The sequence below is a fragment of the Catenuloplanes niger genome (genome assembly GCF_031458255.1).
In the GTDB taxonomy this organism is placed as follows: Bacteria; Actinomycetota; Actinomycetes; order Mycobacteriales; family Micromonosporaceae; genus Catenuloplanes; species Catenuloplanes niger.
Genome location: NZ_JAVDYC010000001.1, coordinates 1,066,592 through 1,090,349 on the forward strand (window position 1 = coordinate 1,066,592; position 23,758 = coordinate 1,090,349).

Genomic DNA, 23,758 nt, shown 5'->3' on the forward strand with positions numbered 1-23,758 from the left:
GACGCCACCGGCGGTGGATGCGGACGTCGCCTCAGCGACACACCGGGGAACGAGGTGAGGGCGGTCGCCGGCCGAGGGCACGGCCGACGACCGCCCGCCGGGGTCAGGCGAACTGGGGGTTCTGCGCGGCACAGCCGTTGTTGCGCACGAACGTGTCGCGCAGCGCCCGGCCCTGGGCGATGGACAGCACGTTGTCGCTGATGCCGTGCAGGCCGAAGTAGGCGATCGGCTGCGTGCCGCCGCTGCATCCGCTGATCTGCCCGCCGGCGATCACCGCGACCGCGCGGAACACCCCGGCCCGGGCGCAGGCGAGCGCGTAGCTCATGCCGCCGCCCCAGCTGAAGCCGGTCGCGAACCGCTGGGCCGGGTTGATGCACAGCTCGCCGTCGAGCCGCCGGATCATGTCGTCGACGAAGGTGACGTCCTCACCGCCGGCGTTGCCCCAGCCGTTGCCCAGCCCCTGCGGTGCGACCAGGACGGCGCTGTTGTTCGACTGCTCCTGCTGGCCGTAGTAGGACCAGGGCGTGCCGCTGGTGCCGCCGGAGGAGACGTCCTGCATGGTCCCGCCCCGCCAGTGAAAGGCGAAGATCAGCCGGTACGGGCGGGTGGCGTCGTATCCGGCCGGGACCCGCAGCGTGTACGAGCGGTTCTTGCCGTTGCTGGAGATGGTGTGGACGCCGCCGGCCGGGGGTGTGCGGCCGCACCCGCTGCCGGCCGGGGGCGGTGTGGTGCCGCCGCCGGCCACCCGGGCGAGCTGCCACTGCTGGTTGGCGCCGTTCCAGTCGGTGTACTGCACCACGCGGGCGCCGTCGGTGGTGGCGGCGCCCTGCACCTCGACGGCCTTGCCGCTGTGCCGGGCGATCAGCCGCACCTGGCCGCCGTCCGAGTCGGCCAGCCGGAACTGCTGGTGGGTGGCGTCGGTGTCCGACCACTGCACGAGCGCGGTGCCGTCGGCGGTGGCGGCGTCGGAGACGTCGAGCACCTTGCCGGAGTGCCGCGCCTTCAGCCGGTAGAAGCCGCCGCCGGAGTCGACGAACTGCCACTGCTGGTTGGTGCCGTCGTGTCGGGTCCACTGTGCCAGGGCCGCGCCGTCGGTGGTGGCCGCGCCGGACACGTCGAGTGCCTTGCCGCTGCCCCGGTTCACCAGCACGTACCAGGCGGTGGGGTCGACGGTCGCGGCCGCGGCCGGTGGCGCCACCGCGACCAGCGTGCCGGCGGCCACGGTGAGGACGGCGGCGGTGACCGTCCATCGGCGGCGGGCTCCTCGGATCGGGGGATGTCATGCGCTGCTTCCTCTCCGGTCGATCAGGAACGGGTCGCGCCGGACCGGGATGCCCGGTACGTGTGTCCGGCCTGAACGGCGAACGCGATCACGTCCGTCTCGGGCCGGGTGGTGGCGGGCGTGCCGCCGCCGGTCAGGTCGGTGAGCGTGTGACCGCCGGTGAACAGCCGCGCCCGCAGCCGTACGGTGCCGTCCCGGTCGGCCCGGACGGTGAACTCGTCGGCCTGCCCGCCGCTCCACGCCATCGCCACGGTGTAACCGTCCCGCCCGCGCAGGCCGGTGACCCGCCCGGTGGGCCAGGCCGCGGGCAGTGCCGGCAGCAGGTGCAGCTCGCCCAGGTGGCTGTGCAGCAGCATCTCGGCGATGCCGGCGGTGGCCCCGAAGTTGCCGTCGATCTGGAACGGCGGGTGCAGGTCGAACATGTTGGGCGCCAGCCGGTCCGTGCGCACCAGGTCGCGCAGCAGCTTGTGGGCGCGGGCCGCGTCCTCCAGCCGGGCCCAGAAATTGATCTTCCAGGCGAGCGACCAGCCGGTCCCGTCGTCGCCGCGCAGTTCCAGGGTGCGGCGGGCGGCCTCGTGCAGCTGCGGGGTGCCGCGCCGGGAGATCTGGTTGCTCGGGTGCAGGCCGTAGAGGTGCGAGACGTGCCGGTGGGTGCGCTCGGTCTCCACCCAGTCGGCCAGCCACTCCTGGACGTTGCCGCGCGAGCCGACCCGCGTCGGGGGCAGCCGGTCACGGGCCGCGCGAACCCGGGCGCGCAGGTCGGTGTCGGTGGCCAGCACCTCGGCGGCCCGGTCGCAGGCGTCGAAGAGGTCCCGCAGGATCTGGTTGTCCATGGTGGGCCCGGCGCAGACGCTGACGTCCGGGTGGTGCGGCAGCTCCGGCGAGTTCGACGGGTTGGTCACCAGGTAACCGTGGGCCGGGTCGGTGACCAGCGTGTCCAGGAAGAACTGGGCGGCGCCGCGCAGGGCCGGGTAGTTCGCGCGCAGGAACTCGGCGTCGCCGGTGAACCGGTAGTGCTCCCAGATCAGCGTGGCCAGCCAGGCGCCGCCGGTCTGCCACATGCCCCACAGCGCGCCGTCGACGACGGAGGAGCCGCGCCACGCGTCCGTGTTGTGGTGCGCGACCCAGCCGCCCGCGTTGTACTGCGCGCGGGCGGTGCGGGCGCCGGTCACCGTCAGGTCCTTGATCATGGCGAACACCGGGAGCTGGCACTCGGCGAGGTTGGTGGGGCCGGCCGGCCAGTAGTTCATCGGCAGGTTCGCGTTGAGCGTGTACTTCGAGTCCCAGGACGGCGCCATCTGGTCGTTCCAGATGCCCTGGAGGTTGGCCGGCTGGGTGCCCGGCCGCGACGAGCTGATCAGCAGGTAGCGGCCGTACTGGAAGAGCAGCGCGGCGAACTGCGGGTCGTCCTGGGCGGCGTGCCGGGCGATCCGCACGTCGGTGGCCTGGCCGGCCGCGGTCGTCCGGCCGAGGTCGATCGTGACCCGGCCGAACAGCGCCTGGTAGTCGGCCAGGTGCCGGGCGCGCAGCCGGTCGTGCCCGGCGGCGCGGGCGGCGGCCAGCCGGTTGCGGGCGACGCCCTGGTAGTCGCCGTTGACGGTGCGGAAGTCGACGTAGCTGGAGCCGATCGAGATCAGCAGCGTCACGGCCGTGGCGCCGGTGACCCGCAGCGTGCCGCCGGAACCGGTGACGGTGCCGCCGTCGGTGATCGCCTGGGCCAGCGCGAGGAAGCGGACGCTGCCGGCGATGCCCTCCATGCTGCCGGAGATGCCGTCCAGCGCGATCGTCGTGCCGTCCGGGCTGGCGACCGTGGTGCGTTGCGGGCTGTCGAAGGCGGCCGTGACGGTGAGCGCGTTCGCCCGGTCGGCGGTCAGGCGCACCACGATCACCTGGTCGGGCGCGCTGGCGAACACCTCGCGCCGGTAGCGCACGCCGCCGGCGAGGTAGGTCAGCGCGGCGGTCGCGGTCGTGAGGTCCAGGGTGCGCGCGTACTGCGTGACCGTCCCGGGCGCCGGGAAGGTCAGCCGCAGGTTGCCCACCGGCTGGTAGGCAAGCTGGCCGCCCGGGCTGCCCAGCATCGTCTGGTTGATCAGGTTCTGTGCCTGGCTCCACTGGTCGGCGAAGACCAGCCGGCGGATGTCGGCCAGCGCGGCCGCGCCCCGGGGGTTGGCGGAGTCGTAGGGCCCGCCGGCCCAGACGGTGTCCTCGTTGAGCTGCAGCCGCTCGGCATCGACGTTGCCGAACACCATGGCGCCCAGGCGGCCGTTGCCGATCGGCAGCGCGCGCAGCCAGTCGGTGCCGGCCGGGCCGTCGTAGCGCAGCACCAGATCGTCCGCGGCCGCGGACGGACCGGTGCCGTGGGCCGCGCTCCGCCCGGGCGGGGTCAGCGCGGCGCCGGCGCCGACCGCACCGGCGGCGAGCAGGTGCCGTCGTGTCACTGCGCTCATGAGGATCTCCAAATCCATTGGCTTGCATCGATGTTAGCCATCACATAACGGCCGTCAAATCGTCACCGCCATGGGCAAAATATCGACGTTAATCGACGCCAAAAAAGTGTTGTCCACGCCGCTCCACATTGGTCGCGAAGCGTACCGCTGGAGACGTTTCAGCTGTTGGAAGTGGATTCCGGAAAACAATGGCCCTGCGGACATCAATGCAGAGAAAGCCGCTTGATATCGACACTCCTTATTGGATGCGACGAACCGCAGAGCCGCGACGTCTCCCGCCTGCCATCGCCGGCCCGCCGAGATGCTCCCGGCCGCCGGCAGGGATGTGAGCCGCGCCACCTCGTTCAGCATGAGGCTCGTGGATCGGTCGGGGCTGGTGCTCGAATACACCCGAGGGCCGACGAGCGTCGTTTGTACAGGTCTCGGTGCTTATCCGGCTCCGGTCGACTTCCGGAGCGCGGATGGGGGGAACGCGGATGCGGCGTCCGGTGCCCCCGGGAGGAGCGGACGTGGCACGGAGAAGACGGAGCGTGGGATGCGACGACGGGCGCTGCTAGGTCGCGATGAGGAACGCCGCGTACTGGCTGCCCTGGTCGACCAGGCGGTAGCCGGGTCGGGCGGCGCGGTCGTCGTCCTCGGCGCCCCCGGGATCGGCAAGTCGGCACTGGTCGCCGAGGCCGCGGCACAGGCCGCGAGCAGCGGGATCCGGGTGCTCACCGCCGTGGGGGTGGAGTCGGAGGAGCACGTGGCCTGTGCCGGGTTGCACCAACTGGTGCACCAGCTGCGCGACGGCATCGACGCGCTGCCGGGGCCGCAGCGTGCCGCCCTGCGCGCCGCCGTCGGGCTCGTCGACGAGGCCGTCCCCGACCTGTACCTCGTCGGCTTGGCCGCGCTGACCCTGCTGTCGGACGCGGCGGCGAAGGCACCGCTGCTGGTGATCGTCGAGGACGCCCACTGGATGGACCAGGCCAGCCTGGACGTGTTCGGGTTCGTCGGGCGGCGGATCGAGTCCGACCCGCTCGTCATGGTCGCCGTCGCCCGGGACACGGACGACCGGCTCGGATGCGCCGGCGTGCCGGTGCTGCACCTGGAGCCGCTGACCGACGAGGTGTCGGGTGAGCTGCTGGACGCGGTGGCCCCCGGCCTGGGACAACACGTCCGGCAGCGGCTGCTGGCGGAGGCGGCCGGGAATCCGCTGGCGCTGACCGAGCTGCCGGCCGCGCTGCGGTCGGTGGGCGGCGTCTACGCGCTCACCCCGGCTCCGCTTCCCCTGACCGAGCGGCTGGAGCGGACGTTCACCGCACGGGTCTCCCGCCTTCCGGTCGACACCCGGGCGGTCCTGCTGCTCGCGGCCCTCAACGGTGACGGGACGATGGATGAGTGTCTCGCGGCGGCGGCCCGGATGCTCGCCCGGCCGGTCGACGTCGGCGCCCTCGGACCGGCGGTCGGCGCGGGCCTGGTGGAGGGCCGGGGGATGGCCTTCCGGCATCCGCTGGTCCGGTCGGCGCTGCACCATGCCGCGTCCGCCGCGGAACGACAGGCCGCGCACGCCGCTCTCGCCGTCGCACTCGAGGGACAGCCGGACCGGCAGGCGTGGCACCGTGCCGCCGCCACCGCCGGTCCCGACGAGCGGGCGGCGCGCGACCTGGACTCCACCGCCGGCCGGGCCCTGCGGCGGGGCGGTGTCGCCGCGGCACTGGCCGCGCTGACGCGGGCGGCGGAGCTGACGGAGGACCCGTCCGCGCGCGCCGACCGGTTGCTGCGCGCGGCCGAGCTCGCACTGGAATCGGGCCGGGTCGACGTCGTGGCGCACCTGCTGGCCCGGGCGCGGTCGCTGGACCTGTCGGTCCGCGACCGGGGCCGCGCGGCGTGGGTGGCCGTCGTCCGGGGTGAGTGGGCGCGGGGCGAGGGCGTCGCCACCGCCGAGCTGGCCGAGCTGGCCGTCGAGATCGCCGCCGGCGAGCCCCTACTGGGGCTGCGCATGCTGTGGGGCGCGATGCTGCACTGCTACTACGGGGAGCCGGGGCCGGCCGCGCGGCAGCGGGTCGCCGCCGCCGCCGACCGGATGCCGGTGGACGCCGACACCCCCTACCTGGTAGCGCTGCGCGCGTACTGCGCGCCGGTCGAGCGCGGGCAGGCCGTCATGGAGTCCCTGACCCGGCAGCTGGACCGCTCGTCGGAGGACACCGAGGGGGATCAGCTCCTGGGCGGCGCCGCGGTGACCGTGGGCGCTCCGGCCCTGGCGAGCCGGCTGACCGCCCGGCCGATGGACGCCCTGCGGGCGCAGGGTCAGCTGTCGATACTGGCCCGGGCACTCTGCGTGCAGGCCGGGGCCGCCGCACGGCTCGGCAACGTGCGTGCGGGTCAGCTCGCCGCCGAGGAGGCCGCCGAGCTGACCCGCGAGACCGGTCAGCCTCTCCTGCACGCCATGGTCAACGCCATCCGCGCGCAGCTGGCCGCCGTCTGCGGCGACCCGCAGGCGGAGGTCTGGGCGGCGAAGGCGGAGGGCGCGGCCCTTCCCGGCGGCGTGCGCCCGGTGCTGGCCATCGTGCAGACGGCCCGCGGGCACGCCGCGCTCTGCCAGGGCCGTTACGGCGACGCGTTCGGGCACCTGCACCGGGTCTTCGACCCGGCCGACCCCGCCTTCCATCCCTGGCTGCGCTTCTACGCGGTCGCCGAGCTGGCCGAGTCGGCCGTGCGCAGCGAGTCCGCGGAAGCGGCACGGGCCATCCTGGCGGAGCTGGCCCCGCTCGAAGTGCTGACCCCGGTCCCCGCGCTGCTCTGCGGGCTACGTCTGGCCCGCGCCCTCCTCAGCCCGCCGGACCTGGCCGAGCCGCTCTACCGGGCGGCGCTCGACGCCGTTCCCGCCGACTGGCCGTTCGAGCGCGCGCGAGTGCACCTCGCCCTGGGTGAGTGGCTGCGCCGTAACCGCCGGCCCGCGGAGTCCCGGGCCGTGCTGCAGGCGGCGCGCGAGGTGTTCGACGCGCTCGGTGCGTCGGCGTGGTCGGAGCGGGCACGGCAGGAGCTGCGTACCGCCGGTGCGTCGTCCCCCGGGCAGGACCCGGACGCGGTCGACCAGCTGACCCCGACCGAACTGCACGTCGCCCAGCTGGCCGCGCAGGGGCTGACGAACCGGGAGATCGGCGAGCGGCTGTACGTCTCGCCCAGGACGGTGAGCACCCACCTCCAGCGGATGTTCCCCAAGCTGGGTGTGACGTCCCGCGGAGAGCTCGCGACGGTGCTGCGCGGCCCGATGACGTACGCCGAAGACGTCGTCTGACGGACGCGACCGGTCCCGCCCGCTCCCTAGGTTCGTGTCATGCCCGCTCCGCACCCGGCGGACGGGCGGAAAGGCACACCATGGGGACCATCACCGTCGGCACCGAGGGCTCGACCGCCATCGAGCTGTACTACGAGGACCACGGCGCCGGCCAGCCGGTCGTCCTGATCCACGGCTACCCGCTGGACGGGCAGTCCTGGGAGAAGCAGACCGACGCGCTGGTCAGGGCCGGCTACCGCGTCATCACCTACGACCGCCGGGGCTTCGGCCGGTCGAGCAAGACCATGACGGGCTACGACTACGACACGTTCGCCGGTGACCTGAACACCGTCCTCACCCAGCTCGACCTGCGTGACGTCGTCCTCGTCGGCTTCTCGATGGGCTCCGGTGAGGTCGCCCGCTACCTCGGCACCTACGGCTCGCAGCGGGTGGCGAAGGCCGCGTTCCTGGGCGCTCTCCAGCCGTTCCTGCTGCAGACGGAGGACAACCCCACCGGCGTGCCGAAGAGCGTCTTCGACGGCATCGCCCAGCAGGCCGAGGCCGACCGGTACGCCTGGTACGAGAACTTCTTCGTCGACTTCTTCAACACCGACGAGACGCTCGGATCCCGGCTCAGCGAGGCCGCGCTGCGGGCGAACTGGGCCACCGCCATCGGCTCGGCCCCGATCGCGGCGTACGCGTGCGTGCCCGCGTGGTTGACGGACTTCCGGGCCGACGTGGAGCGCATCGACGTACCGTCGCTGATCCTGCACGGCACCGCCGACCGCATCCTGCCGATCGACGCGACCGCCCGCGAGTTCCGCCGCCGCCTGCCCCGGGCGCGTTACGTCGAGATCGACGGTGCTCCGCACGGCCTGTTGCTCACCCACGCGGCCGAGGTCAACGCCGCCCTGATCGCCTTCCTCGCAGACTGAGAGTCCGACATGTACCCGCTGAAGAACCGCGTCATCGCCGCGCTGGCCGCGCTCGTCACCGTCGCCGGGCTCGCCCTGTTCGGCGCGTCGAACACGGCCGCCGCGCACGGAGGTGGGCGGAAGCCCACGATCGTCCTCGTCCATGGCGCGTTCGCGGACGGCAGCAGCTGGGCACCGGTGATCGAGCAGCTGCACCGGCGCGGCTACACCGCTGTCGCCGTGGCCAACCCGCTGCGCGGGGTCCGCTCCGACGCCGACGCCCTCGAGGCGCGCCTCGCCGGCATCGACGGTCCCGTGGTGCTGGTCGGCCACTCCTACGGCGGCGCGGTCATCACCAACGTCGCGGCACGGTCCCCGAAGGTGACGGCGCTGGTGTACGTTGCCGCCTTCGCCCCCGCCGAGGGGGAGGCCGCGGCGCAGCTCGCCGCGAAGTACCCGGGCAGCACGCTGGGCGAGACACTGGCCCCGGTCCCGCTGCCCGACGGCTCGAACGACCTCTACATCAAGCCCTCGCTCTTCCGGCAGCAGTTCGCCGCGGATGTCCCGGCGCACCGGGCCGCCCTGATGGCGAGCACCCAGCGCCCCATTCGGGACGTCGCGCTGAACGAGGTGTCCGGCAAGCCCGCCTGGGCGAACATCCCCTCGTGGTTCCTGCTGGCCGGCGCGGACAAGAACATCCCGCTGCGGGCGCAGCGGTTCATGGCCGATCGCGCCGGCTCACGCGCCACCGTGACGGTGGAGGGCGCCTCGCACGCGGTGGCGGTCTCGCGTCCGGGTCCGGTCGTGACGCTCATCCTCCGCGCCGCGGGCTGACCCGCTCCCCCCGCCCCGGGGACCGCGGTTCGCCGCCGGCCGGTGGCGAACCGCGGCGGTCACCGGGAGGGCGGGGATCCGGCCGCCGGCCACGTCGCGACGCAGTCCGGTTGACGGCCACGTCAACCGACCACCCCGAGGACGGAATCATGACCGACCCCTACGCCACCGGCGAGCACCGCCCCGGCCGCCCCACGGACCCCACGCCACCCGGCTTTCCGGACATCATGTGGACGACGCTCGTCGTGGCTGTCGGCCTCAACGTGTTGTCCTCGATCGCCGGCTGGCCGCTGCGGGTCCAGCTCGCCACCGGCGCCATCGCGATCCTCTGCGGCGCGCTGCTCATCTCCCGCCACCTACGCCGCCGGTGAGCGCCACGGTGGACCCGGCCGTCGTCCTGACCCGCGTCGGCAAGGCATCCGCCGGCGACGTGCCAGCCCTTCGACATCACGCTGCCGCTGCACCCGCCCGCCGCGGCGCCGGCCAGGCCGTGCCGTCCCGAGCGCCCGCTATCGCCGCCACCCACGTGACATCGAACCAGGAGACACCATGATCGAGGCCATCGGCCTGACGAAACGGTACGGAGAGAAGTTCGCCGTGAACGAGGTCTCCTTCACCGTCCGCCCGGGAATGGTGACCGGATTCCTCGGGCCCAACGGCGCCGGCAAGTCGACGACGATGCGGATGATCGTCGGTCTGGACCGGCCGACCGCCGGTTCGGTCACCGTCAACGGCAAGCCCTACGCGCAGCACCACGCCCCACTCGGCGAGGTCGGCGCGCTGCTCGACGCGAAGGCACTGCACGGCGGACGCTCCGCCCGCGCCCACCTGCTCGCCCAGGCGGCGACGCACGGCATCCCCCGGTCGCGCGTCGACGAGGTCATCGACGCCACGGGCCTGGGCACCGCGGCGGGCAAGCGAGCGGGCACGTTCTCGCTCGGCATGGGACAGCGCCTCGGCATCGCCACCGCGCTGCTCGGCGACCCGCACACGCTCATCCTCGACGAGCCCGTCAACGGACTCGACCCCGAAGGCGTGCTGTGGGTACGCGGGCTGCTGCGCGGGCTGGCCGCGGAGGGCCGGACCGTCCTGCTGTCCTCGCACCTGATGAGCGAGATGGCGCTCACGGCGGACCACCTGATCGTCGTCGGGCGCGGACGGGTGATCGCCGACGCCTCGGTCGGCGACATCGTCTCCCGCGCGCGGGGTTCCAGCGTCCGCGTCCGGACGCCCATGTCCGCGGAACTCCGTGCCGTGCTGAGCGAGCGGCCCGAGATCGGTGTCACGTCCGTGGGCCCCGACGTCCTCGACGTCACGGGGAGCACCGCCCCACAGATCGCCACCCTGGCCGCCGCCGCCGGACTCGTGCTGTACGAACTCACTCCCGTCGAGGTCTCCCTGGAGGACGCCTACATGAAGCTGACCGCCACGGAGGTCGAGTACCGCTCGACTGCCGCCCCGGATGCCCCCACGAGCACCCGGGCGACGCGGGGAGACGCGCGATGACCGCCGCGACCACACCCTCGACCCATCGGACGCGCGTGCACCCGGCGACCTTTCCCCGGCTCGTCACCGCGGAGTGGATCAAGTTCCGCACGCTGAGGTCGAGCTGGTGGATCCTGGCGACGGGGGTGCTCGTCATCCCGGCGTTCGCGGTGTCGAGGATGGTGAGCATCGCCCAGGTGCCTGAACTGGTCGGCAAGCCGGGCATGTTCGGCGCGGTCTACGTGACCTCGGGGGTCGCGCTGACCCAGCTCGCGTTCTGCACCCTCGGAGTCCTGGCGATCACCGGTGAGTACGGCACCGGCCAGATCCGCTCGACCTTCGTCGCGGCTCCCACCCGCGTACCGGCGTTGGCCGCCAAGCTCCTCGTCACGCTTGCCGCGGTCGTCGCCGCCTCGCTCGTCGCCGTCGCGCTGGCATGGGCCGGCAGCATCCCCTGGTTCGGCCAGACCGGCCTGTCCATCGACCTGTCGCGCGAGCAGGACTTCCGGATCATGCTCGGCGTGCCGCTCTACCTGGCCGCCGCGACAGCCCTGGCATTCGGCATCGGTACGATCGTGCGCAGCTCGGCGGGCGGGCTCGTGATCGTGCTGGGCCTGCTGCTGGTGGTGGAGAGCGTCCTGGCCCTGGTCCCGTGGGCACCCCTTCAGACGCTCGGCGCCTACCTACCGGCGAGCGCGGGCAGCCGGCTGCTGCTCGCCGAGGAGGCCGGATCGGTGGTCGCGGCGTCGACCAGTACGGCGCTGTCCCCCTGGGCGGGCTACGGAGTCATGCTCGCGTGGGTGGCGGCCGTGCTCGCCGTGGCCGTCGGGCTGGTCCGGCGCCGGGACGCCTGACGCCGGATTCGCGCCGGATCCGGTGGGCGATCGCGACGTAGCCGCGGTGACCTCGCCCGGCCGTTCTACTCGCCCGGGACGCGGATGGCCGGCGCGACGTCGAGGAGGGCCGCCGTCCGCTGCCAGAGTCGCGCCGCGGTGGCGGGGTTCCGGGCGGCGCGGCTGGGCCGGCGGACCGCCGCGCGGCGGCCGGTGAAGCTGAAGAGGCCGTCCGGGCCGACGTACGCGTTACCGGGGACATCCCGCGAGACCGCGTGGACGATGGGCACCGTGGCCGGCTCGACGTTCTGGACCAGGAACGGCATACGGTTCACGACGTTCAGCCAGGAGTGCGCGTTGAGCTCGCTGCGTACGACGCCCGGGTGCGCGACGACCGAGCGGATCCGGCTGCCCGCGGCGGTGAGCTGCCGCTGCAGCTCCAGCGAGAACAGGATGACGGCCAGCTTGGCGGCGTTGTACTTGTCGAGCACCAGTGATACTGACCGCCTCCGCGGCGACCCGCGCGGCCTCGGCCGCGTTCTGCGAGATCTCCCGGATCGACGCGCCCATCTCCTCGCCGCCGGCCGAGACCGTCTCGACGCTGCGCGAGACCTCCTCGGCGGCCGTGGACACGGCCTGCGCCTGGGTGGACGCCTCCTGCGCCGACTCGGCGATCTGCATCGACGTGCTGGTCATCTGCTCGGCCGCGCCGGCCAGCGAGGTGGCCGAGCCGTCGATGGTGTGCACGGTACGGCGAAGGTTGTCCACGGCCGTGTCCAGCGCCTGCGCCATCCGGCCGGGCTCGTCCCGGCTGCTGACGCCGCTGTGCCGGGTCAGGTCACCGGCCGCGAGCGCGTCGCAGACGTCCTTGACCTTGAGCAGGGAGGCAACGATCCGGCGGGCGACCAGGACACCGAGCCCGAGCGCGAGCACCGCGCCGACCACCATCACCACGATCGAGGTGGTCCGTCCGGACCGGTAGCCGGCCGCGGCGGCGTTCGCGTTCTTCGCGGCATCCGCGGTCTCCACCGCGTCCAGCTCGGCCTGGTCCGCGTCGAGCTCCTTCATCAACGGCGTGACCTTCGCGGTTCGCACCGCGGACCACTCGGCGGACGCGTTGCGCTCGCCCACCGGCAGCAACTCCTCCTGCGCGATCGTCACGTACGCGCCGAACAACGACTCCACCTTGCCGATGAGAGCCGGATCGGCGGCGAGATTGGTCCCCCGGTAGGTGGCCAGCGCCGTCCCGAACGCCTCGGCCTGGGCCGTGAAGGCCTCGGTGTAGGAGTCGACCTCCGTCGCGGCTGTCGACACCGCCTGATTCGCCGCGGCCAGACGCGCCTGATAGATCGCGGACTTGATCTGCCCGACCGCCTTGATGCTGGCGACGTTGCTGGTGTAGATCAGCTACGCCGACCGGCTGCTGTCGGACAGGCGGGTCAGCCCGACGAGGCCGACCACCACCGCGACCAGCACCGCGGTGGCCACCGCCGTGAGGCTCTTGACGTTGATGCTGAGGTTCTCGAACCGTGCCACTGTCGACCTTCCCGCCCCGAGGTCCCGCCGACAGCCATGTCCCGGGCCGTTCGATCGCGGGCCGTGCTTCCACCACCATCGCTCCTCACCGGTGCGCCATGGACCCGGTTCCGGCAATTCGCCCCGATGCCGCGGACGGCTCACGCCGCCGCCGGTGGCCGCGGGCGGCGGAGCGGTGAACGGCCGGCGGACGGCCGCAGAAAACGTGTTCTCCACACGATCGACTATCCTGGGAGACCAACGACTCCTTCGGGGCGCTCACCCAGGCTCTGATGTGGACCGTCACCGGTGACGAGGTCTATCGGCGCAACGCCGTCCAGGTGCTGCGGACCTGGGCCGGCATGGACCCGGAGCGGTACGCGTACTTCCCGGACGCGCACATCCACACCGGGCATCCGCTGTACCAGTTCCTGATGGCCGCGGAGATCATCCGCGCCACCCGGCCGCTGGCCGACGACACCCCCGGCACCTACGGCGGCTACGACGTCGTCTGGAGCGCCACCGACGACCGGCGGCTGCTGACCAACTTCGCCGACCCGGTCGTCACCACGTTCCTGCACTCCAACACCCGCTGGATGAACCAGCACAACTTCGGGCTCTTCGGCCGGCTGGCGACGGCGATCTACGCCGACGACGCCGCTGGCTACGCGACGGGCGTCGAGTGGTTCACCGTCAACTCGGCCTACCCCGGCTACGACAACGGCGCCCTCGCCCCGCAGATCCCGCTCCTCGAGGTCGACGACCCGGACAACCCGTACGGCCACGACATCGTCCAGGTGCGGGAGATGGGCCGGGACCAGGCGCACGGCGAGTGCAACATCGACAACTTCACCGGGCTGGCCCGGATCCTCGAGGTCCAGGGCACCCGGGTCGACCCGGGTGCCGGCACCGTCTCGACCCGCGCGGACGCGGTCAGCAGCTACGACTTCCTCGGCCGGCGCCTGCTCGCCGGCGCGAACGCCTTCTACGGCTTCATGCTCGGTGCCTGGGTGCCCTGGGCCGACGAACGCGGCGAGGGCTGGGACGGCACCGTCTCCCAGGCCTACCGGGGGCGGCTGTTCAACCCGGTCAACGAACTCTTCTACGAGTACGCGCCGGAGCGCGGCGTCGACGTCGCCACGGAGGCACCGTGGCTGGCGAGGCTCTCCGAGCGCCGCGACGGCCCCTACTTCCACAACGGCACCGCCGTGACCAACTTCTGGGCGCCCGGCGACAAGAACCCCGAGTACTGGGTGGCATTCCCGGCCGAGCTGGCCGGCACCGCCCCACCCGCCCGGCCCGCGAGCGCGGACCTGCCCTTCGCCCGGTGGGGCCTGCCCCTCGACGACCGCACCGAGATCGTCGACGGCGTCGCCCGCGCCCACGTCACCCCGCGGGGTACGACCGGTGTCGTCACCCGCGTCATGCACGACGGCAACGGCAGCAACGCGCTGCTGGTCCGCGCGGACGGCGCCGCCACCCTCGAGGTGCTGGACAAGGAACCGGCCTCCCCGCGCAACCCGGACGGCGGGCACCGAGCCCGGCCCGCGGCCGGAAATGGATGGAGGCGGCCGCCGGCTCGCTGCTACGGTCGCCGCATGTACACCCGCTGAGACTCTTCGCCCCGAAGCGAGCGGCTCACCCCGCCCGCTTCCGCGTCATGCCCTCGTCTCAGCAGATCGGTGTCCGACATGACATCCAGCTCATCCATTCGTCCCCGCACACTCCCGCGGGTGCAGTTCCCGCCGCCCCTCCCCGCCTCACCGGTGAGATCCAGGACCTGGTGCGGCGTACGCGGACAGCACCTGGTCCTCCGGCGGCCGGACCGTCTCGAAGTCCGCTTCGTCCGGCGGCCGCCGGCCCGGCCGGTCCTCCCGCAGGCCGACGGCAGCCCGCCATGGCACGCCCGGAGCCGGAACCGGCGCGGCCGCGGCACCCGGCCCGGTCCGCGCCCGTCCCCCACCCGGTCGAGGTGGCCGGTCCGCGCCGTAGGTGCCCACCGCCGCGGTCGCTGACGGACAGCGGACCCTCGCCCGCCAGGTCGTGCGGCGCCCCGGGGACCGGTGCGAGCGAGCCGACCGGCGGCGCGCACATCGCTGCCGGGATCACCGCCGCCCGGCGCGTGCCGCCGGGCGGCAGCACGCCCACTGCCGGCCCAAGGTCGTATTTGCCGCCGTACGACGCACTTCTCGCCCGACCTAGGATCGAAAACGGTATGGAGACACGATTCACCGTGCTCGGGGAGGTACGCGCCCACCGGGACGACACCGAGGTCGACACCGGGACCGGCCGCACCCGGCTGGTGATCGCGCTGCTGCTGGCCCGCGCGAACGAGATCGTCACCCGGGACAGCCTGCTCGCGCTGCTGTGGGACGGCGACCCGCCGGACAGCGCGGTCAACGTGGTGCACCAGCAGATCGGCCTGATCCGCCGGATCATCGATCCCGGCCTGCCGCCCCGCGCCGCCGGCGACCGGCTGATCGGCACGCCCGGCGGCTACCGGATGCGCGCCGACGCCGGCACCGCCGACGTGCTGGAGTTCCGCGAGCTGGTCGCCCGAGCCCGCGACGCGGCCGCGGACGGACGGCCCGGCGACGCCGTACCCGGCCTGGTCACCGCCCTTTCGCTGTGGTCCGGCCCGTTCGGCGGCGAGCCGGGCCGGCACCCGGAGTTCACCGCGGTCGACCGGGAGCGGGCCGCCGCGGCGTGCGACCTCGCGGACGCGGCCCTGCGCAGCGGCGTCACGGACGGCGTGCTGCCGCTGGTGCGCGCGGTCGCCGACGGCGACCCGTTGGACGAGTCGCTCGCCGCCCGGGTCGTCCGGCTGCTCGACGCGGCCGGCCGGACCGCGGAGGCACGGGCGCACCTCGCGCTCACCGTCGGCCGGCTCCGCGACGAGCTGGGCGTCGATCCCGGCCCGGAGCTGGCCGCGGCCGCACCGGAACCGGTCCGGGCGGTGCGGCGCCCGGCCGAGCTGCCGCCGGACCTGCGCTGGTTCACCGGCCGGGAAGTGGAGCTCGCCGCGCTGACCGGCGCCGCGGACCGGGGTGCCGGCGTCATCGCCGTCGACGGCCTGCCCGGTGCCGGCAAATCCACGCTGGCCGTGCACTGGGCCCACAGCGTCGCGGACCGGTTCCCGGACGGACAACTCTTCGCGCAGCTGCGTGGCTTCGACCCGGCCGGTCCCGAGCGGCCGGACGACGTGCTGCTGCACTTCCTCCAGGCGCTCGGCGTCGCCGAACCGGACGTGCCGGCCGGCACCGACGCGCGTGGCGCCCTGCTGCGCACGCTCACCGCCGGCCGGCGGCTGCTCGTCGTGCTCGACGACGCGCGCGATGTCGCCCAGGTCCGGCCCTTGCTGCCGGCCGGCGACGGGTGCCTGACGCTGGTCACCGCGCGCGCCCGGCTCACCGGGCTGGCAGTCTCCGGCGCCGAGCTGCTCGCGCTCGGCCTGCCCTCGGCAGCGGACGCCCGCACGGAGCTCCGCGATCGGCTCGGTGGCGGCACCGATGCGGAGCTGGACACGATCGTGGCGTACTGCGGGCGGCTGCCGCTGGCGCTGTCCGTGGTCGCGGCGCGCGCGGCCGGGCGCACCGGCGGGCTCGGCGAGGTCATCCGCGAGCTGCACGACACGTACGGGACGCTGGACGCGTTCGACGGTGACGACCCGCTCAGCGACGTCCGCACCGCGTTGTCCTGGTCGTACCGGCAGCTCGGCCCGGACGCGGCCCGCCTGTTCCGGCTGTTGCCGGCGTTCCCCGGCCCGGACGTCACGCTGCCCGTGCTGGCGAGTCTCGCCGGGTCGCCGCGCCGCGACACCGCCCGGCTGGCCCGCGAGCTGACCCGCACCGGCCTGCTGACCGAGCGGGCCGCCGGGCGCTTCGCGCCGCACGACCTGATCCGGGTGTACGCCGCGGAGCTGGCCGCCGCGCACGACCCGGAGACGGAGCGGGACGACGCGTTCGAGCGGGTTCTCGTCCACTATGGTGCGACGCTGCGCACCGCGAGCGCCCGCAACCTCGCCATCCGGTTCGCGCCGGAGTACGCGCCGCCGCGCCCGGACGTGACGCCGGAGGAGTTCGCGGACGCGCCGGCGGCCGCCGCCTGGTTCGCCGCCGAGCTGCCCGGGCTGCAGGCGGCGCTGCGGCACGCCTACGCCCGGGGCGCCAACCCGTGGCAGGTCGCCGCGCACGCCATGCCGTTCTTCCAGTGGACGGGCAGGATGCGCGAGTGGGAGGCCACCGCGCGGGAGTCGCTGGCCGCCTCGGTCGCGGCCGGTGACGACCTGGCCGCCGGGCACCTGCACCGGCTGCTGGCCAGCGCGCTCCACCAGTCCGGCGACGAGCACGGTGCCGCCCTCCACCTGTCGGCCGCGCTGGACCTCTTCGTCCGGCTCGGCCTGCCCAAGGAGCAGGCCGGTGTCCATCTCAACCTGGGACACGTGCACGGTGAGCTGACGGCGGACTGGGACGGCGTGGCCAGCGCCCGGCACTACGGGCAGGCCGCCGAGCTCTACGCGCGGGCCGGCAACCGGGTGCCGCAGGCGATGAGCACGGCCGGGGTCGCCGGCAGCCTGATCCGGCAGGGCCGCATCGACGAGGGCATCGCCGCGTTCGCACGGGTGGAGACGATCCTCGGCGAGCCGCCGCGCGGATACCAGAACGCGTTCGTCTTCTACCAGCTCGGCCGCGGCTTCGCCGGGCATCCGGACCGGGTCCGGGACAGCATCGACTGCCTGCTGCTCGCGGTCCGGTTCGACGAGGAGACCGGCAACGAGCTGAGCTTCTACATCGGCATCATCCAGCTGGCCGAGGCGTACCTGGCAGCCGGCCGCACCATGGAGGCCCGCGGCGCCCTGGAACGCGCGACGGCCGCCAGCCGGGCGATGGAGAACGACGGCGCCATCCGCAACTACCGCGACCGCCTCACCGCGCTGGCGGACGCGCTCGGCGCACGGACCGGCACCGGCGACGACACGCGCCGGTGACGGCAGGATCGCCGGACAGGTGACGGGCGCGGTGTGCCGGTGGCGGCCGGGACGGCGGCGGCGGCCGTGGCCGTCGGTGGCCACAGCAGCCGCAGACGTCGCGAAGACGCCGCACCGGCGCGGGAAGGGGACAGATGGTTCACGTCCGCCGACGTCAGGAGGCGTGGCATGAACCCGGCGTGAACCATGCGGGCCGTGCCCGCTCGAGGGCCGGCCGCCCCGACAAGATCTGCCTGAGGTGACCGCGCTTATCGTATCTTTATGTCGGCGCTGTCACAGTATGCGGCTGGGGGGTGCTGACGTGCGGGTACTGATCGCCGATGACGAACGGATCCTGGCGGACACGGTCGCCGACGGCCTGCGGGAGTTCGCGATGGCCGTCGACGTCGTCTACGACGGTGACGCGGCGCTGGAACGGCTCACGGTGAACCGGTACGACGTGGCGGTCCTCGACCGGGACATGCCGATCCTGACCGGTGAGAAGGTGTGCCAGCACGTCGTCGACGCCGGCATCAACACCCGGATACTGCTGCTGACCGCCGCGGCCGGCATCCGGGACCGGGTCGAAGGCCTGAGTCTGGGCGCCGACGACTACCTGACGAAGCCGTTCGCGTTCGCCGAGCTGGTGGCCCGCGTGCAGGCGCTGGGCCGGCGGGCGAACCAGGCGCAGAAACCGGTGCTGGAGCGGGACGGCATCGTGCTCGACGTCCCTCGGCACACCGTGTCCCGCGACGGGCTGCCGCTGCGGCTGTCCCCGAAGGAGTTCGCGGTGCTGCGGGTGCTGCTGCGCGCGGACGGCAACGTGGTCAGCGCGGAGGACCTGCTGGAACAGGCGTGGGACGAGCACGCGGACCCGTTCACCAACAGCGTACGGGTCACCGTGATGACGTTGCGCAAGAAGCTGGGTGAACCAGCGGTGATCCACACGGTGCCCCGGGTGGGCTATCGGCTCGGCCGATGAGGCTGCGCTCCCCGTTCCAGCGCGCGGCCCTGATCTGCGTCGTGCTGATGGTCGGCGCCTACCTGTCCCGGGAGGCCGCCGGCGGTTCGGGTCAGTGGATCCAGCTCCTGTTCTCCCGGTTCTGTACGCGCGAGGACGGCACCTTCGCGGGCGGCCGGTGGTGCAGTGCCGGCGTGGACGAGGACGTCACGTACCAGGTGATGCTGGTGTTGATCTTTGTCTTCCTGTCCGGGGCGGCCGTGGTGGGGATGCGCTGGGCGGTCGGGCAGCCGATCCGCGAGCTGGCGGCGCAGATCCGGGGGCTGGGCCCGCAGAACTTCTCCTACCGGGTGCACAGCGGCTCGCGTCGCGGTGCGATGGCGGAGCTGGCCGACGCGGTCAACTCCATGATCAGCAGAGTGGCGGTCGGTTACGAGTCGCAGCGCCGGTTCGCGGCGGACGCGTCGCACGAGCTGCGCACTCCGCTCGCGGTGCAACGCACGTTGATCGAGGTCGGCCTGGCCCGCAACCCGAGCCCGGAGAAGCTGCGGGTCCTCACCGAGCAACTGCTCGAGACGAACGAGCGAAACGTACGGCTGATCGAGGCACTTCTGGTGCTCAGTGAGACCGACCGGGGCCTCGCGTCCAGGAGCGAACTGCGGCTGGACACGATCGTGGCCGCGGTCCTCGCCGAGCACCGGCACAGCGCCGCCCAGGCACAGGTCACCATCACCCCACAGCTCGCGCCCAGGACGGTGATCGGTGAACGGGTGCTGCTGGAACGCCTGGTGTCGAACCTGGTGCAGAACGCGATCAAGTACAACCGGCCGGGTGGGACGATCACCGTCGTGGTGGCCGACGCACCGGCGCTGGTGGTCGAGAACACCGGCGACGACGTCCCGGCCGAGGCGGTCGCCCGCCTGTTCGAGCCGTTCCGGCGGCTCAACGGCGCCCGCATCGACCACAGCGGCGGCGTCGGCCTGGGGCTGACCATCGTCCGGTCGATCGTGCAGGCGCACGACGGGAGCATCACCGGGACGTCCACCGGCAGCGACGGGCTGCGCGTCGAGGTCTCGCTGCCGCAGGCCGGGCGGAACCCGCGCCCGACGATAAAGAACGCATAAGCAGAACGCTTACGGTGCCGGACCACGCCGCCGCCGATAGTTCTCCGCATGCGACGTACCTTGATCTCCATCGCCGTGACCGTCACCGGTCTGACCCTGCTGACCGGCTGCGGCGGCACCGGCACCGACACCCCCTCGTCCACCGAGCCCACCGCGGCCGCCGGTGGCATGTCCGAGGACGCGGCCAAGCAGCAGGCCGTCCAGAAGCTGATCGCCGACTGCATGAAGGAGAAGGGCTTCCAGTACGAGGTCACGCCGCCGATCGAGATGAACTCCCGCTCGGCCGATTTCACCGGCGCGTCGAGCCTGCTCAAGACGGACGAGGAACTGCGGCAGTACCGGCAGAAGTACGGCTTCGGCATCTACAGCGCGCAGCTCTACCCGGACGACCCGATGGTCAAGCAGCCCGACATCGACCCGGCGAACAACCCGAACAACAGGATCCGGGAGGCGCTGGACCCGGCCCGGCAGGCGGCGTGGGACGCGGCGTTCAGCTCCGACGGCAAGAACGGCCGCACCGAGCCGGGCTGCGCCGACATCGCCAACGAGCAGGTGTACGGCAAGGCCGAGTACGACCCCGACGAGCAGGCCGAGGACCAGCGCGCCTACGAGAAGTACCGCACCGACCCTGCCGTGGTGAAGGCCGCCCATCAGTACGGCGACTGCCTGCGCGGCAAGGGCTACCAGGTCGCGTCGACCGAACCCGGCATGATCGACACCGGCGTCTACGACCTGATCAACGCACCGCTGTTGAGCGGTGAGCAGGTCAGTGCCGCCGAGGCGAAAACCCGTCTCGCCGAGGAGATCACGGCGTCGCTGGCCGACCTGGACTGCCGCGGCAATTACGCGACGCTCGCCCGCACCACGTACGCCACGGTCGTCACCCGCGGCGGCGGGGTGGGCTGACCGTGCGACTCCGTCTCCCCCGCCGGCGGCCGGTGCGGGTGGTGGCCCTGACCACCGCCGTCGCCCTGGCCGCCGGCGCCGCCGGGTGGCTGGTCGCCACCCGGGTGAAGTCACCGGCCGACGCCGCGGCCGACCGCGAGCCACCGCCCGCCTCGCTGATCACCGTGCCGGTCGAGAAGCGCATCCTCACCTCCACGGTGACCACGCGGGGTTCGGTCACCTACGGCAAGGAACAACCGATCACCCTGACCGGTACGGTCGCCGCCGGCAACGGTGAGGCCGGACCGCAGCTCGTCACCAAGACCGCCACGGCCGGCCGGACGCTGCGCGAAGGAGACGTCCTCCTGGAGGTCAACGGCCGGCCGGTCTTCGTCCTGAAGGGCCCGGTGCCGATGTATCGCACGCTGGTACGGGGCGCGGAGGGAGACGACGTACATCAGCTGCGCGCCGCGCTGGGCCGCCTGGTCCCGGCCCGCTGGGTCGCGGCCACCGGTCCGCTCGACGAGAACGCGCTCCGTGCCGTCGACGACTTCTACACCGCGCACGGGTATGCGGCCGCGGCCCCCACCGCCGAGCAGCGCGCGCAACTGCGGTTGCTCGAACGGGCCGCCGCCGACGCGAAGGAGGCCGGTGGCCAGGCACTCGCCGACGCCCGGGCCGACCTCGCCGAGTTCCGGCGCACGTACGGGATCAGCGTCCCCAGCGGCGAGATCCTGTTCCTGCCCCAGCTGCCGATCCAGCTGACCACGGTCACCGCGAAGGCGGGCACCGCACCGACCGGCCCGGTCGGCACCGTCGCCGACCCGGGCCTGGTGGTGAACGCGACGGTGTCCGCCGAGGACGCCGAGCTTCTCAAGCCGGGCATGACCGCGACCCTGCACGGCTCCACCGGCGGCACGCTCACCGCGAAGGTCACCGGCCTGGGCGCCGAGTACGCGACCGAGACCGCCGAGGAAGGCGAGGAGCCGGCCGCGCCCGGCATCCCGCTCCAGCTGAAACCGGACGACGCCAAGGCCGCCGCCGCGTTCGCCGGGCAGTCGGTGCAGGTGCGGATCACCGTCGGCGACACCGGCGGGGAGGTCCTGGCCGTACCCGTCGCGGCGATCTTCACCGCCGCGGACGGGCAGTCCCGGGTGACCGTCCAGACCGGGACCGGCCAGACCCGGGACGTGCCGGTGGAACCGGGGCTGACCGCGGACGGCAACGTCGAGGTGCGGGTGCGCGACGGCGCCGAGCTGGCCGAGGGCGACCGGGTGGTGGTCAGCGGCTCATGACGGACGTCCTCGAACTGGCCGGTGTCAGCCGGACCTTCCCCACCCATCCGCCGGTGACCGCGCTCGCCGGCATCGACCTGCGAGTGGCGCGCGGCGACTACGTCGGCATCGTCGGCCCGTCCGGGTCCGGCAAGTCGACCCTGCTCAACGTGCTCGGCCTGCTCGACGTGCCGACCGCCGGCCGCTACACGCTGGAGGGCGCCGAGACCACCACCATGAGCGACAGGCACCGCACCGAGGTACGCGGCTCCCGCATCGGTTTCGTCTTCCAGTCCTTCCACCTGCTGATGTACCGGACCGTGCTGGAGAACGTCATGCTCGGGGGCCTCTACACCGGCGTACCGGCCGCCACCCGGCGCCGGCAGGCCACGATCGCGCTCGACCGGGTCGGCATGGGACATCGGCAGGACTTCCTGCCCAGCCGGCTCTCCGGCGGCGAACGCCAGCGCACCGCCATCGCCCGCGCCCTGATCGGCGACCCCGCGTTGCTGCTCTGCGACGAGCCGACCGGCAACCTCGACAGCGCCAACACCGCCGCGGTGCTCGACCTCTTCGACGAACTCCGGGCCGGCGGCGCCACCCTGCTGGTCATCACGCACGACCTGGCGGTGGCGGCCCGCGCGGACCGGCAGGTGCGCATCGCCGACGGCCGGCTAACGCACCTCGAACGGGCCCGCAGATGAGCCGGCTCACCTGGCGGGACCTGGTCAGCGAGGCGATCAGCGGCATCGGGTCCCGCCCGGCCCGCACCGCGCTCACCATCGCCGGCATCGTCGTGGGCATCGGCACCCTGGTCACCACGCTCGGCGTCTCCGCCACCGCGGGCAACCAGATCGCCGGCCGGTTCGACGCGGCCACGGCCACCGAGGTCACCGTGCACGTGCCGCGGCCCGGCAACCCCGACGCGCCACCGGCCGTGCGCTGGAGCGCGGCCGACGACGTGGCCCGGCTCAACGGCGTCACCGCGGTCGCCGCCTACTCCCGCTCCCAGGAGGGGAAGGACCTGCCGGTACGCGCCAACGCCGTCAAGGACCCCACCCGCATCCTGGACCGGCTGCTGCCCGTCGTCGGCTCCACGCCGTCGCTGCTCGACGCCGCCCGGGCCGGCATGTCCGCGGGCCGGTTCTTCGACACCGGCCACGTGGAACGCCGCGACCGGGTCGCCGTCCTCGGTGCCGAAGCCGCCGCGCAGCTCGGCCTGACCCGCATCGACAACCAGCCCGCCGTGCTGGTGGACGGGGAGCCGTTCACCGTGATCGGTATCCTCGGCGCGGTCGGCCGCACCGACCAGCAGGTGCTGGCCACCGCCGTGATCCTGCCGTGGACCGCCGCGGACGACGGGCTGCGCCTGGGGCCGGTGACCACGGTGGCGATCACGACGGTCCTCGGCGGCGCATCGCTGATCGCCGAGCAGGCGCCGCTCGCCCTCGCCCCCAACGACCCGGTCGCCCTCCAGGTCGACGCGCCACCCGACCCGGCCACCCTCCGCACCGGAGTCGCCCAGGACGTCAGCGGCCTGCTGCTGATCCTCGGCCTGGTCTCGCTGGTCGTCGGCGCCCTCGGCATCGCCAACGTCACCCTGGTGACGGTCATGGAACGTACCGCCGAGATCGGTCTGCGCCGGGCCCTCGGCGCCCGGCGTCACCACATCGCCGCCCAGTTCCTGTGCGAATCCACGGTGATCGGCCTGCTCGGCGGCATCATCGGCGCCAGCACCGGCATCCTCGCCGTCGTCGGCATCAGCGTCGCCCGCCAGTGGACGCCTGTCGTCGACGGCACCCTCGCCGCCGCGTCCCCACTGGTCGGCGCCGTCGTCGGCCTGCTCGCCGGTCTCTATCCGTCGATTCGCGCCGCCCGCATGCAACCGGTCGACGCACTCCGCGGCCCGGGCTGAGCCCGGCCGGCGCCGACCGCGCCGTCGCTGCCGCCGCGGCCGGACCACGGGGCCACGCTCACGG

At 73.4% G+C, this 23,758-nt stretch carries 18 protein-coding genes and 1 pseudogene; 14 read left to right on the top strand and 5 right to left on the bottom strand.

Annotation, left to right across the window (positions count from 1 at the left end):
- Positions 1 to 115: 115 nt before the first annotated feature.
- The 3 genes and pseudogenes from J2S44_RS42830 to J2S44_RS04710 all read right to left on the bottom strand — a co-directional run.
- Positions 116 to 1,270 (bottom strand): annotated as a pseudogene (locus J2S44_RS42830) (RICIN domain-containing protein); the annotation flags it as partial.
- A 35-nt stretch (positions 1,271 to 1,305) separates the two neighbouring features.
- Positions 1,306 to 3,729 carry a glycoside hydrolase family 95 protein gene (locus J2S44_RS04705; RefSeq protein ID WP_310409321.1) on the bottom strand — a complete coding sequence of 808 codons (2,424 nt, stop codon included), beginning with the start codon at positions 3,727 to 3,729 and terminating at the stop codon, positions 1,306 to 1,308.
- Positions 3,730 to 3,783: 54 nt separating this feature from the next.
- On the bottom strand, positions 3,784 to 4,080 hold the full coding sequence (locus tag J2S44_RS04710; protein WP_310409322.1) for a hypothetical protein: 297 nt from the start codon (positions 4,078 to 4,080) through the stop codon (positions 3,784 to 3,786).
- Positions 4,081 to 4,264: 184 nt separating this feature from the next.
- Between J2S44_RS04710 and J2S44_RS04715 the strand changes: the two genes are divergently transcribed.
- The 6 genes from J2S44_RS04715 to J2S44_RS04740 all read left to right on the top strand — a co-directional run bounded on the left by J2S44_RS04715 (position 4,265) and on the right by J2S44_RS04740 (position 11,075).
- Positions 4,265 to 7,009 (top strand): helix-turn-helix transcriptional regulator, encoded by a 2,745-nt coding sequence (locus J2S44_RS04715; protein ID WP_310409323.1) that lies wholly within the window; start codon positions 4,265 to 4,267, stop codon positions 7,007 to 7,009.
- A gap of 80 nt (positions 7,010 to 7,089) precedes the next feature.
- Positions 7,090 to 7,923, top strand: a complete 834-nt coding sequence (locus J2S44_RS04720; protein ID WP_310409324.1) for an alpha/beta fold hydrolase — start codon at positions 7,090 to 7,092, stop codon at positions 7,921 to 7,923.
- A 9-nt stretch (positions 7,924 to 7,932) separates the two neighbouring features.
- Complete coding sequence (locus tag J2S44_RS04725; RefSeq protein WP_310409325.1) at positions 7,933 to 8,736, top strand: alpha/beta fold hydrolase; 804 nt, start codon at positions 7,933 to 7,935, stop codon at positions 8,734 to 8,736.
- A 149-nt stretch (positions 8,737 to 8,885) separates the two neighbouring features.
- Positions 8,886 to 9,107, top strand: a complete 222-nt coding sequence (locus J2S44_RS04730; RefSeq protein WP_310409326.1) for a hypothetical protein — start codon at positions 8,886 to 8,888, stop codon at positions 9,105 to 9,107.
- A 178-nt stretch (positions 9,108 to 9,285) separates the two neighbouring features.
- Positions 9,286 to 10,242, top strand: coding sequence for an ATP-binding cassette domain-containing protein (locus J2S44_RS04735; protein WP_310409328.1), 957 nt, complete (start codon positions 9,286 to 9,288; stop codon positions 10,240 to 10,242).
- On the top strand, positions 10,239 to 11,075 hold the full coding sequence (locus J2S44_RS04740; protein ID WP_310409329.1) for a hypothetical protein: 837 nt from the start codon (positions 10,239 to 10,241) through the stop codon (positions 11,073 to 11,075). Before J2S44_RS04735 ends, J2S44_RS04740 begins: the two co-directional genes overlap by 4 nt.
- Positions 11,076 to 11,303: 228 nt before the next feature.
- Here J2S44_RS04740 and J2S44_RS04745 read toward each other — a convergent pair whose 3' ends face one another.
- Both J2S44_RS04745 and J2S44_RS04750 read right to left on the bottom strand, forming a co-directional pair.
- Positions 11,304 to 12,368 (bottom strand): methyl-accepting chemotaxis protein, encoded by a 1,065-nt coding sequence (locus tag J2S44_RS04745; protein ID WP_310409330.1) that lies wholly within the window; start codon positions 12,366 to 12,368, stop codon positions 11,304 to 11,306.
- A gap of 93 nt (positions 12,369 to 12,461) precedes the next feature.
- A complete protein-coding gene (locus J2S44_RS04750; RefSeq protein WP_310409331.1) occupies positions 12,462 to 12,590 on the bottom strand; it encodes a hypothetical protein in 129 nt (42 codons plus the stop codon).
- A 272-nt stretch (positions 12,591 to 12,862) separates the two neighbouring features.
- On the opposite strand from J2S44_RS04750, the gene J2S44_RS04755 reads away from it, so the two are divergent.
- The 8 genes from J2S44_RS04755 to J2S44_RS04790 all read left to right on the top strand — a co-directional run bounded on the left by J2S44_RS04755 (position 12,863) and on the right by J2S44_RS04790 (position 23,694).
- Entirely contained in the window at positions 12,863 to 14,182 is a 1,320-nt protein-coding gene (locus J2S44_RS04755) for an alginate lyase family protein (RefSeq protein ID WP_310409332.1), read from the top strand.
- Between the two features lie 602 nt (positions 14,183 to 14,784).
- Positions 14,785 to 17,556, top strand: a complete 2,772-nt coding sequence (locus J2S44_RS04760; RefSeq protein WP_310409333.1) for an AfsR/SARP family transcriptional regulator — start codon at positions 14,785 to 14,787, stop codon at positions 17,554 to 17,556.
- A gap of 301 nt (positions 17,557 to 17,857) precedes the next feature.
- Positions 17,858 to 18,517: a response regulator transcription factor gene (locus tag J2S44_RS04765; RefSeq protein ID WP_310409335.1), complete on the top strand. Its 660-nt coding sequence runs from the start codon at positions 17,858 to 17,860 to the stop codon at positions 18,515 to 18,517.
- Entirely contained in the window at positions 18,514 to 19,620 is a 1,107-nt protein-coding gene (locus J2S44_RS04770) for a HAMP domain-containing sensor histidine kinase (protein ID WP_310409336.1), read from the top strand. Before J2S44_RS04765 ends, J2S44_RS04770 begins: the two co-directional genes overlap by 4 nt.
- A 48-nt stretch (positions 19,621 to 19,668) precedes the next feature.
- Positions 19,669 to 20,526, top strand: coding sequence for a hypothetical protein (locus J2S44_RS04775; protein WP_310409338.1), 858 nt, complete (start codon positions 19,669 to 19,671; stop codon positions 20,524 to 20,526).
- Between the two features lie 2 nt (positions 20,527 to 20,528).
- Positions 20,529 to 21,800 (top strand): efflux RND transporter periplasmic adaptor subunit, encoded by a 1,272-nt coding sequence (locus J2S44_RS04780; protein WP_310409339.1) that lies wholly within the window; start codon positions 20,529 to 20,531, stop codon positions 21,798 to 21,800.
- Positions 21,797 to 22,483, top strand: a complete 687-nt coding sequence (locus J2S44_RS04785; RefSeq protein ID WP_310409341.1) for an ABC transporter ATP-binding protein — start codon at positions 21,797 to 21,799, stop codon at positions 22,481 to 22,483. The genes J2S44_RS04780 and J2S44_RS04785 overlap by 4 nt, the downstream gene beginning before the upstream one ends.
- Positions 22,480 to 23,694, top strand: a complete 1,215-nt coding sequence (locus tag J2S44_RS04790; protein WP_310409342.1) for an ABC transporter permease — start codon at positions 22,480 to 22,482, stop codon at positions 23,692 to 23,694. Before J2S44_RS04785 ends, J2S44_RS04790 begins: the two co-directional genes overlap by 4 nt.
- Positions 23,695 to 23,758: the final 64 nt, after the last annotated feature.

Coding starts and splice junctions, on each gene's coding strand:
- J2S44_RS04705 (WP_310409321.1), bottom strand. CDS start 3,729: ATGAGCGCAGTGACACGACGGCACCTGCTCGCCGCCGGTGCGGTCGGC.
- J2S44_RS04710 (WP_310409322.1), bottom strand. CDS start 4,080: ATGCTGAACGAGGTGGCGCGGCTCACATCCCTGCCGGCGGCCGGGAGC.
- J2S44_RS04715 (WP_310409323.1), top strand. CDS start 4,265: ATGCGACGACGGGCGCTGCTAGGTCGCGATGAGGAACGCCGCGTACTG.
- J2S44_RS04720 (WP_310409324.1), top strand. CDS start 7,090: ATGGGGACCATCACCGTCGGCACCGAGGGCTCGACCGCCATCGAGCTG.
- J2S44_RS04725 (WP_310409325.1), top strand. CDS start 7,933: ATGTACCCGCTGAAGAACCGCGTCATCGCCGCGCTGGCCGCGCTCGTC.
- J2S44_RS04730 (WP_310409326.1), top strand. CDS start 8,886: ATGACCGACCCCTACGCCACCGGCGAGCACCGCCCCGGCCGCCCCACG.
- J2S44_RS04735 (WP_310409328.1), top strand. CDS start 9,286: ATGATCGAGGCCATCGGCCTGACGAAACGGTACGGAGAGAAGTTCGCC.
- J2S44_RS04740 (WP_310409329.1), top strand. CDS start 10,239: ATGACCGCCGCGACCACACCCTCGACCCATCGGACGCGCGTGCACCCG.
- J2S44_RS04755 (WP_310409332.1), top strand. CDS start 12,863: ATGTGGACCGTCACCGGTGACGAGGTCTATCGGCGCAACGCCGTCCAG.
- J2S44_RS04760 (WP_310409333.1), top strand. CDS start 14,785: ATGGAGACACGATTCACCGTGCTCGGGGAGGTACGCGCCCACCGGGAC.
- J2S44_RS04770 (WP_310409336.1), top strand. CDS start 18,514: ATGAGGCTGCGCTCCCCGTTCCAGCGCGCGGCCCTGATCTGCGTCGTG.
- J2S44_RS04775 (WP_310409338.1), top strand. CDS start 19,669: ATGCGACGTACCTTGATCTCCATCGCCGTGACCGTCACCGGTCTGACC.
- J2S44_RS04785 (WP_310409341.1), top strand. CDS start 21,797: ATGACGGACGTCCTCGAACTGGCCGGTGTCAGCCGGACCTTCCCCACC.
- J2S44_RS04790 (WP_310409342.1), top strand. CDS start 22,480: ATGAGCCGGCTCACCTGGCGGGACCTGGTCAGCGAGGCGATCAGCGGC.